The sequence below is a fragment of the Streptomyces sp. col6 genome, assembly GCF_008042035.1.
Classification (GTDB): domain Bacteria; phylum Actinomycetota; class Actinomycetes; order Streptomycetales; family Streptomycetaceae; genus Streptomyces.
This window is the reverse complement of the sequence record NZ_RDBL01000029.1, coordinates 729604-738270: the sequence shown is the minus strand read 5'-3', so window position 1 is coordinate 738270 and position 8667 is coordinate 729604. Positions and strand designations below refer to the sequence as shown.

Annotated in this window: 6 protein-coding genes, 1 tRNA gene and 1 other RNA gene; 6 read left to right on the top strand and 2 right to left on the bottom strand. The window is 73.6% G+C overall.

Annotated elements, in window-relative coordinates:
- The first annotated feature begins 46 nt into the window (after positions 1 to 46).
- From ffs to EAO73_RS32720, 6 genes are all read left to right on the top strand, one after another.
- Positions 47 to 141, top strand: an RNA gene (gene ffs / locus EAO73_RS32745) — signal recognition particle sRNA small type.
- Positions 142 to 207: 66 nt separating this feature from the next.
- The gene (locus EAO73_RS32740; RefSeq protein ID WP_224756542.1) at positions 208 to 1755 is read left to right on the top strand and encodes a DNA polymerase III subunit gamma and tau; all 1548 of its coding nucleotides are present in this window, start codon (positions 208 to 210) and stop codon (positions 1753 to 1755) included.
- The gene (purD, locus tag EAO73_RS32735) at positions 1752 to 3020 is read left to right on the top strand and encodes a phosphoribosylamine--glycine ligase (protein ID WP_147975094.1); all 1269 of its coding nucleotides are present in this window, start codon (positions 1752 to 1754) and stop codon (positions 3018 to 3020) included. The genes EAO73_RS32740 and purD overlap by 4 nt, the downstream gene beginning before the upstream one ends.
- Positions 3021 to 3263: 243 nt before the next feature.
- Positions 3264 to 4919: a hypothetical protein gene (locus tag EAO73_RS32730; RefSeq protein WP_147975093.1), complete on the top strand. Its 1656-nt coding sequence runs from the start codon at positions 3264 to 3266 to the stop codon at positions 4917 to 4919.
- 193 nt (positions 4920 to 5112) lie between these two features.
- Positions 5113 to 6573 (top strand): N,N-dimethylformamidase beta subunit family domain-containing protein, encoded by a 1461-nt coding sequence (locus tag EAO73_RS32725; protein ID WP_147975436.1) that lies wholly within the window; start codon positions 5113 to 5115, stop codon positions 6571 to 6573.
- A 104-nt stretch (positions 6574 to 6677) separates the two neighbouring features.
- Positions 6678 to 7589 carry a phosphoribosylaminoimidazolesuccinocarboxamide synthase gene (locus EAO73_RS32720; RefSeq protein WP_147975092.1) on the top strand — a complete coding sequence of 304 codons (912 nt, stop codon included), beginning with the start codon at positions 6678 to 6680 and terminating at the stop codon, positions 7587 to 7589.
- Between the two features lie 118 nt (positions 7590 to 7707).
- Here the strand turns inward: EAO73_RS32720 and EAO73_RS32715 are convergent.
- Positions 7708 to 7783, bottom strand: a tRNA-Gly gene (locus tag EAO73_RS32715).
- A gap of 22 nt (positions 7784 to 7805) precedes the next feature.
- Positions 7806 to 8417: a response regulator transcription factor gene (locus EAO73_RS32710; RefSeq protein ID WP_147975091.1), complete on the bottom strand. Its 612-nt coding sequence runs from the start codon at positions 8415 to 8417 to the stop codon at positions 7806 to 7808.
- Positions 8418 to 8667 lie beyond the last annotated feature (250 nt).

The following is an 8667-nucleotide window of genomic DNA, read 5'->3' as shown; positions in this document are numbered from 1 at the left end:
GTGGGGGAGGTGGACTTGTGGGGGTGGGGATCGGTTAAGGTAGGCGTCAGCCCCTCACGTGGCGCTATCTGACTGAACTCCCCCAGGGCCGGAAGGCAGCAAGGGTAGGTTGGCTCTGGCGGGTGCGTGGGGGGCCCTTTGCGTTCCCGGGGTGGTGCGGGTCACGGGCGGGCCCGGTTGTCGGTGGGCCCCGATAACCTCGTAGGTGTGTCGTCCCTTGCGCTGTACCGCCGCTACCGCCCCGAGTCGTTCGCCGAGGTCATCGGTCAGGAGCATGTCACTGACCCGCTCCAGCAGGCCCTGCGGAACAACCGGGTCAATCACGCGTACCTGTTCAGTGGCCCGCGCGGCTGCGGCAAGACGACGAGTGCGCGCATCCTGGCCCGCTGTCTGAACTGCGAGCAGGGGCCCACGCCCACGCCCTGCGGGGAGTGCCAGTCCTGCCAGGACCTGGCGCGCAACGGACCGGGGTCGATCGATGTGATCGAGATCGACGCCGCTTCGCACGGTGGCGTGGACGACGCCCGTGACCTGCGGGAAAAGGCGTTCTTCGGGCCCGCGTCGAGTCGTTACAAGATCTACATCATCGACGAGGCGCACATGGTGACGTCGGCGGGGTTCAACGCCCTGCTGAAGGTGGTGGAGGAGCCGCCGGAGCACCTGAAGTTCATCTTCGCGACCACCGAGCCCGAGAAGGTCATCGGGACCATCCGGTCGCGTACGCACCACTACCCGTTCCGGCTCGTCCCGCCGGGCACCCTGCGCGACTACCTCGCCGAGGTGTGCGGCAGGGAGAACAGCCACGTCGACGACGGCGTCCTGCCGCTCGTCGTGCGGGCCGGTGCCGGGTCCGTGCGTGACTCGATGTCCGTCATGGACCAGCTGCTCGCCGGCGCGGGCGACGACGGTGTGACATACGCCATGGCGACGGCCCTGCTCGGTTATACGGACGGCTCGTTGCTCGACTCGATCGTGGACGCCTTCGCGGCGGGCGACGGTGCCGCGGCGTTCGAGGTCGTGGACCGGGTCATCGAGGGCGGCAACGACCCGCGCCGCTTCGTCGCCGACCTGCTGGAGCGGCTGCGCGACCTGGTGATCCTCGCCGCCGTGCCGGACGCCGGTGAGAAGGGGCTGATCGACGCGCCGGCCGATGTCGTCGAGCGGATGCAGGCCCAGGCCTCCGTGTTCGGTGCGGCCGAGCTGAGCCGCGCGGCCGACCTGGTCAACGAAGGGCTCACGGAGATGCGCGGCGCGACCTCGCCGCGTCTCCAGGTCGAGCTGATCTGCGCCCGGGTCCTGCTCCCCGCCGCCTTCGACGACGAGCGCTCCCTCCAGGCCCGGCTGGACCGGCTGGAGCGCGGCGCATCCTTCGCGACGACCGGCCCCGGGCCCGCCATGGGGTACGTCCCCGGCCCCGAGGCCCTCGCCGGCGCCCGCCCCGGCCCCCGCGCCCGCACCGCAGCAGCCGAGCGGCGGCGGGTCGCAGGACGGACCCGCGCCCGCCCCGTACGCGGCCCCCGAGGCGCCCAGGCCGGTCGCCCCCGAGGACGACATCCCGGAGGCGGACGACCCGGACCTCGTCGACTCCGCCCTCTCCGGGCACGAGCTGATCGTCCGGGAGCTGGGTGCCACGGTGGTCGAGGAGTTCACGAACGAGTAGCCCCGCCGGGCGCGGGACGCCGGTCGCCGCCGCCTGTCCACGGACCGGCGGCCGTCGAGGCCGCCGTGCCCCGGCGGCTAGGCTGCACCCCGTGAAGGTCCTCGTCATCGGCGGCGGCGCCCGCGAACACGCCCTGTGCCGCTCTCTTTCCCTCGACCCCGACGTCACCGATCTGTACTGCGCCCCCGGCAACGCCGGCATCGCAGAGGTGGCCGAACTGCACCCGGTCGACGCCCTCGACGGCGCTGCCGTCGCGCGCCTCGCCACCGAGCTGGGCGCCGGGCTGGTGGTCGTCGGCCCGGAGGCACCGCTCGTCGCCGGGGTCGCCGACGCGGTCCGCGCCGCCGGCATCCCGTGCTTCGGCCCGTCCGGCGCGGCCGCCCAGCTGGAGGGCTCGAAGGCGTTCGCCAAGGACGTCATGGCCGGGGCGGGCGTACCGACCGCCCGCAGCTACGTGTGCACCACGCCCGCCGAGATCGACACCGCGCTCGACGCGTTCGGTGCCCCGTACGTGGTCAAGGACGACGGTCTGGCCGCCGGCAAGGGCGTCGTCGTCACCGATGACGTCGAGGTGGCCCGCGCCCACGCGCTGGCCTGCGACCGGGTGGTCATCGAGGAGTTCCTCGACGGCCCCGAGGTGAGCCTCTTCGCGATCACCGACGGCACCACCGTGCTGCCGCTCCAGCCGGCCCAGGACTTCAAGCGCGCCCTCGACGGCGACGAGGGCCCGAACACCGGCGGCATGGGCGCGTACTCCCCGCTGCCGTGGGCCGACCCCAAGCTGGTCGACGAGGTCATGCAGTCGGTGCTCCAGCCGACCGTGGACGAGCTGCGCCGGCGCGGTACGCCGTTCTCGGGGCTGCTGTACGCGGGCCTCGCGATCACCTCGCGCGGCGTGCGGGTCATCGAGTTCAACGCCCGGTTCGGCGACCCGGAGACCCAGGTGGTCCTGGCACGCCTGCGGACGCCGCTGGCCGGGGTGCTGCTGGGGTCCGCGAACGGCACCCTGGACCAGCTGCCGCCGCTGAAGTGGCGCGACGACGCCGCCGTCACCGTGGTCATCGCCTCGCACAACTACCCGGGCACCCCGCGCACGGGCGACCCGATCGAGGGGCTCGACGAGGTCGCGGCGCAGGACGCCCCGCACGCGTACGTGCTGCACGCCGGCACCCGGCGCGAGGGCGACGTGGTCGTCAGCGCGGGCGGCCGGGTGCTCTCGGTGACGGCGACAGCCGACGACCTCGCAGGCGCCCGTGAGCGCGCCTACGCGGCGGCGGCCAGGATCCGGCTGGAGGGCTCCCAGCTCCGTACGGACATCGCGAAGAAGGCCGCACAGGACGCGGCGACCGCGCGGGCCTGAATCCCGCGTCGCGGTGGGGCCGGGGCCCGTACCTCCCCGACCCTCCGCAGCTCAACACCTTTGCCCAAAGCCATTCCATCGAGTGACGGCTGAGCCATCCGGATGACGCCCGCCGCACCCCCAACTAGGGTGCGGCGCAAGCGTTCCGGCACTTGGCCCACCGGCATTGCGATGTCGGTGGCGGGTGCCACAGTGGGGGAGTGAGCAACACCGCCGTGGGGGCAGAGGGGGTGAGGTCCAGCCGTGTCCGGTACCGGTACGGGTGAGGAGCCGGGTGCACGGGCAGCGCGGGCCCGAGCACTCGCCCTGCTGCGCATCCGCGGCAGGGCGACGGCGGTCGCGCTGCTGCCCGCCGCGCTGGCCGTGGTGCTGTTCGCCGCGGGCGCGCAGGGCTTCGCCGACGGCGGCGGCTGGGACGCGGCGCGCTGGGCCGTGACCGCCTGCGCGGTCGTGGTCCTGCTGATCGCGGCGGCCGTCGCGATCGCGGTGGCGCGGGCGAAGCCGGCGGTCAGCCCGACCGTGCCGCTGAGCGAGTCGGCCGCCCCCGACCTCTACCGTCTGGTCCGCGAGCTGGCGGACCGGCTCGACGTACCCGCGCCCTCGGCCATAGCGCTCACGCCCGACTGCGACAGCTGGCTGGAGGACCGTACGCGTCCGGCGTCCGGCGGCTCCGCACGCCGGACCGGGGCGGCCCCCGTGCTGGTCATCGGCTCCCCGTTCCTCTGGTGGATGCGGGTCGCGGAGCTGCGCGCCCTGCTCGCCCCGGTCGTCGCGGGGACCAGCGCCTCCGCCCAGCCCGACATAGCCGCCGCCCGGCGCTTCGTCCGGGGCCTCGACGGGGCCGTCGCCGACGGCTCCGCGCCCGCCAAGGGCCCGGTGCGCGGGGCCCTGCGGCTGCCGCGCGTCTTCATCGGCCGGATCGCCCGGATACTGCTGCGCAGCTGTCGCGGCCACGCCGCCGAGATGGAGCGGGGGGTCGCCGCCGCCGCGTCGACGCGCGCCCAGGCGGTGGACTACGGGCTGCGGATCGTCGCGCAGGAACAGGTCGGCCTCGCCTACGCCGGCTGGGACCGGCTGCTGACCCGGGTCGCGCTGCCCGCCTGGCGGATGGGCCGCTGGCCCTCGCAGCTGGACGCGGGCGTCGTCTCCGCCCTCACCGAGCTGTCCCGCCGCGACCGGCTGGCCGAGGGGTACGCCTCCCGGCTCGGCGAGCGGCCCGCCTGCGACCTGCTGGAGGAGCCGGGCGCGGCCGACGAGGCGGCGTCCCTGCTGGCGGCCCGCCTCTTCCACGGCGGCCCCGCCGAGACGGGCCCCGACTGGTCCCCGGTGGACTGGCAGCAGTATCCGGACGAGGTGGTCGACCGGAAGTGGCGCTCGGAGGCGGCCCGGCTGCACCGGGTCCTGGACACCATGGGGGTCCCGCCCGCCGCGGCCCTCGGCGGGGTGCCCACCCTGGCCCGCGTCGTCGAGCACCTGGAGGCGGGGGAGAACGGCGGCGAGGAGCTGGCGGCAGGGATCAGCGCCGCCGTGGCGCGCGAGGAGGCCGAGGCGCAGGGCGCGGGCGCCACCGCAGCGGCCGCCTCCGCTCCCGGCGACGACCTGCTGGCCCTGTGGGGCCCCGACCCGCTCCCGCTCTTCCCGCTCCAGCCGCCCCGTACGGGCACCGAACTGCTCGCCGACCATGTCGCGGCGATGGTCTGCTGCGCCGCCGTGGACACCGCGGGCGCCGCGCCCGGCCTCGACTGGCTCGACGGGCCCACGCTGCTGGTCGACGGCGAGCGCCGGGCCGACCTCGGCAGCCCGGTCCTCAGCCTGATCGAGGACGGCGACGCCGCCCCGCTGCGCTCCTGGCTCACCTCGGTCGGCGTACGCACCGACAAGCCCGTCCGCCTCGTCTGAAACAGGCCCCCGCCGACAGGAGACGCGGCGGACGGGATGGCCGAGAACGACCGCATAACCGGAGCCCCAAGTTCCGTTCACGTCAATTCACGACGAACGGTGACGGAGTGCGTGCGTTATGTGATGTGCTGGGAACGGCGCTGACTGTCGGCGCGCCACTGTTGATCCGGGGGCCTGAGGGAGGGGGAGCGTGATGGGGGCGGAACAGATCCGTCGGTGGGAATCGGGTGCCCTGGCGCATGCCGTGACCGACCCTTTCGGCCAGGGGCCGCTGCCCTGGCTGCGCGGCAGCGAGAACTACTTCGACGACACCGGTCAGGTCGTGCCCTGGTACGCGGACCCCACCCTGTCCCGCGGCTCCGGCGGCGGCACGCGCACCGCGGACGACGTGCGCCGGCAGATCAAGGGCTTCACCTCCACCGGCGCCGCGGCCCCCGGTGAGGCGATCGACTTCCACATCACCGTGGACCCGCCGCAGCAGTTCTCCGTGGACGTCTACCGGATCGGCCACTACGGGGGCGACGGCGCCTCCAAGATCACCACCAGCCCCCGGCTGTCCGGCATCGTCCAGCCGGCTCCCCTCACCGCCGACCGCACGGTCTCCTGCCACCACTGGTGGCTGTCCTGGCGGCTCCAGATCCCCACGTACTGGTCGATCGGCGCGTACGTCGCCGTGCTCACCACGCTCGACGGCTACCGCTCCCACATCCCGTTCACCATCCGCGACGACCACCCGGCCGACCTGCTGCTGGTGCTTCCGGACGTGACCTGGCAGGCGTACAACCTCTACCCGGAGGACGGCCGGACCGGCGCCAGCCTCTACCACGCCTGGGACGAGGAGGGCCGGCTGCTCGGCGAGGAGGACGCGGCGGTCACCGTCTCCTTCGACCGCCCCTACGCGGGCGCCGGCCTCCCGCTGCACGTCGGGCACGCCTACGACTTCATCCGCTGGGCCGAGCGCTACGGCTACGACCTCGCCTACGCCGACACCCGCGACCTGCACGCGGGCCGGGTCGACCCCACGCGCTACCGGGGCCTGGTCTTCCCCGGCCACGACGAGTACTGGTCGGTGCCGATGCGCCGTACCGCCGAGCGCGCCCGCGACCACGGCACCTCGCTGGTCCACCTCTCGGCCAACACCATGTACTGGCAGGTCAGCCTCGGGCCCTCGGCCTCCGGGGTGCCGGACCGGCTGCTCACCTGCCGCAAGCGCCGCGGCCCCGGCAAGCCCGCGCTCTGGCGCGAGATCGACCGCCCCGAGCAACAGCTGCTCGGTATCCAGTACGCGGGCCGGGTCCCCGAGCCGCACCCCCTGGTCGTGCGGAACGCCGAGCACTGGCTGTGGGACGCGACGGGTGCCGGCGAGGGCGACGAGATCGATGGCCTGGTGGCGGGCGAGGCCGACCGCTACTTCCCGCGCACCTCGCTGCCCGAGCACGACAACCGCATCCTGCTCGCCCACTCCCCGTACCAGGACAGCGAAGGCGTGATGCGGCACCAGGAGACCTCGCTGTACCGGGCCCCGTCCGGCGCGCTCGTCTTCGCCTCGGGGACCTTCGCCTGGTCCCCGGCCCTGGACCGCCCCGGCCATGTGGACCCCCGTATCCAGAAGGCCACCGCCAATCTCCTCGACCGGATCTGCAAGCGCGCCTGAACCACGGACGTCTCCGGGCCACCCGCCGGCACCCCTCCGCAGCCGGCCGTTCCCCGATACGGGACAATCGGAACGGTCCTTGGAACAACCTACGCGGAGGCAGCGTGTCCGGATTTGTAGAAAAGCCCGAGCCCGTGCAGGTACCGGGACTCACCCACCTGCACACCGGCAAGGTGCGTGACCTGTACCGGAACGAGGCCGGGGACCTCGTCATGGTCGCCAGCGACCGGATGTCCGCGTACGACTGGGTGCTGCCGACCGAGATCCCGGACAAGGGCCGCGTCCTGACCCGCCTCTCGATGTGGTGGTTCGACCAGCTCTCCGATCTTGTGCCGAACCACGTCCTGTCGACCGAGGTGCCCGCCGGGGCCCCCGCCGACTGGGAGGGCCGCACGATGATCTGCAGGTCGCTGCGAATGGTCCCGGTCGAGTGCGTCGCCCGCGGCTATCTGACGGGCTCCGGCCTCGTCGAGTACAACGCCTCGCGCACCGTCTGCGGCATCGGGCTCCCCGACGGCCTCGTCGACGGCTCCGAGCTCCCAGGGGCGATCTTCACCCCCGCCACCAAGGCCGCCGTCGGCGACCACGACGAGAACGTGAGCTACGAGGAGGTGGCCCGCCAGGTCGGCACGGAGACGGCCGCCGCGCTGCGCCGGACCACCCTGGACGTCTACGGCCGGGCCCGCGACATCGCCCGCGAGCGCGGGATCATCCTGGCGGACACCAAGTTCGAGTTCGGCTTCGCGCCCACTGCGGACGGCGGCGAGGAACTGATCATCGCCGACGAGGTCCTGACCCCGGACTCCTCCCGCTTCTGGCCGGCCGCCTCCTGGGAGCCCGGTCGTGCCCAGCCGTCGTACGACAAGCAGTTCGTGCGCGACTGGCTGACCTCCCCGGCCTCCAGCTGGGACCGCAAGAGCGAGCAGCCGCCGCCGGCCCTGCCGCAGGAGATCGTGGACGCGACCCGCGCCAAGTACATCGAGGCGTACGAACTCCTCACCGGTACGTCCTGGTAGCAGCGGCGTCCCGCCGGTCGCGGCCGGCGGGACACCCCTCTGCCCCCGGGCACACGAAGAAGTCCCCGTGCGCACACGAAGAAGCCCCCGGCCGAAAGGCCGGGGGCTTCTTCTTCGCTGGAGCGGACGACCAGGTTCGAACTGGCGACCTCAACCTTGGCAAGGTTGCGCTCTACCAACTGAGCTACGTCCGCAAGCGCCGAAGCGCGAGACCTACTATACCCAACCCCGCTCGCGTGCGAGACGCACCGCCGCGTGCCGGTTCTCCGCCCCGAGCTTCGAGGCCGCCGCCGACAGGTAGTTCCGTACGGTGCCCTGCGACAGCGAGGCCCGTTCGGCGATCTCCGACACCGGTGCGCCATCGGCCGCCAACTCCAGCACCTCGGTCTCGCGCACGGTCAGCGGCGAGTCCCCGGCGGCAATCGCGTCCGCCGCCAACTCGGGGTCCACGAAACGGTTTCCCGCCTGCACGGTGCGGATGATGCCGGCCAGCTGACGGGCGCTGACGGTCTTCGGCACGAAGGCCCGCACCCCCGCAGCGAGGGCGCGCTTGAGGTGGCCGGGCCGGCCGTGGCTCGTCACGATCATCGTCCGGCAGTCCGGGAGTTCGGCCCGCAGTGTTGTGGCGACACTCACACCGTCCGCCCCCGGCATCTCCAGGTCCAGCACCGCGACATCGGGGCGGTGCGCGCGGGCCATGGCGAGCGCCTCCGGGCCCGTGGCCGCCTCCGCGACCACCACCAGGTCCTCCTCCAGCGCGAGGAGGGCGGCGAGCGCGCCCCGGATCAGATGCTCGTCATCGGCGAGCAGTACCCGTACCGCGGTCATCGTCGTTCCTCCATCGGCCCGGGTCCGGGCCCCACCATCACACCGGGAGCCACCACGGTCCCGGGCCGCGGCCGCGCGATGCCGGGCGCACCGTCGGCGCCGAGGCCTTCCGGCGCAGCGTCGCCCCCGAGGTTTCCCGGCGCAGCGTCGCCACCGAGGGAAGGCCCCTCGGACCGGCGGCGGGGCACCTCGGCCTTCTGGGGCCTTCCCTCGGTGGCGACGCTGCGCCGGGAAACCTCGGGGGCGACGC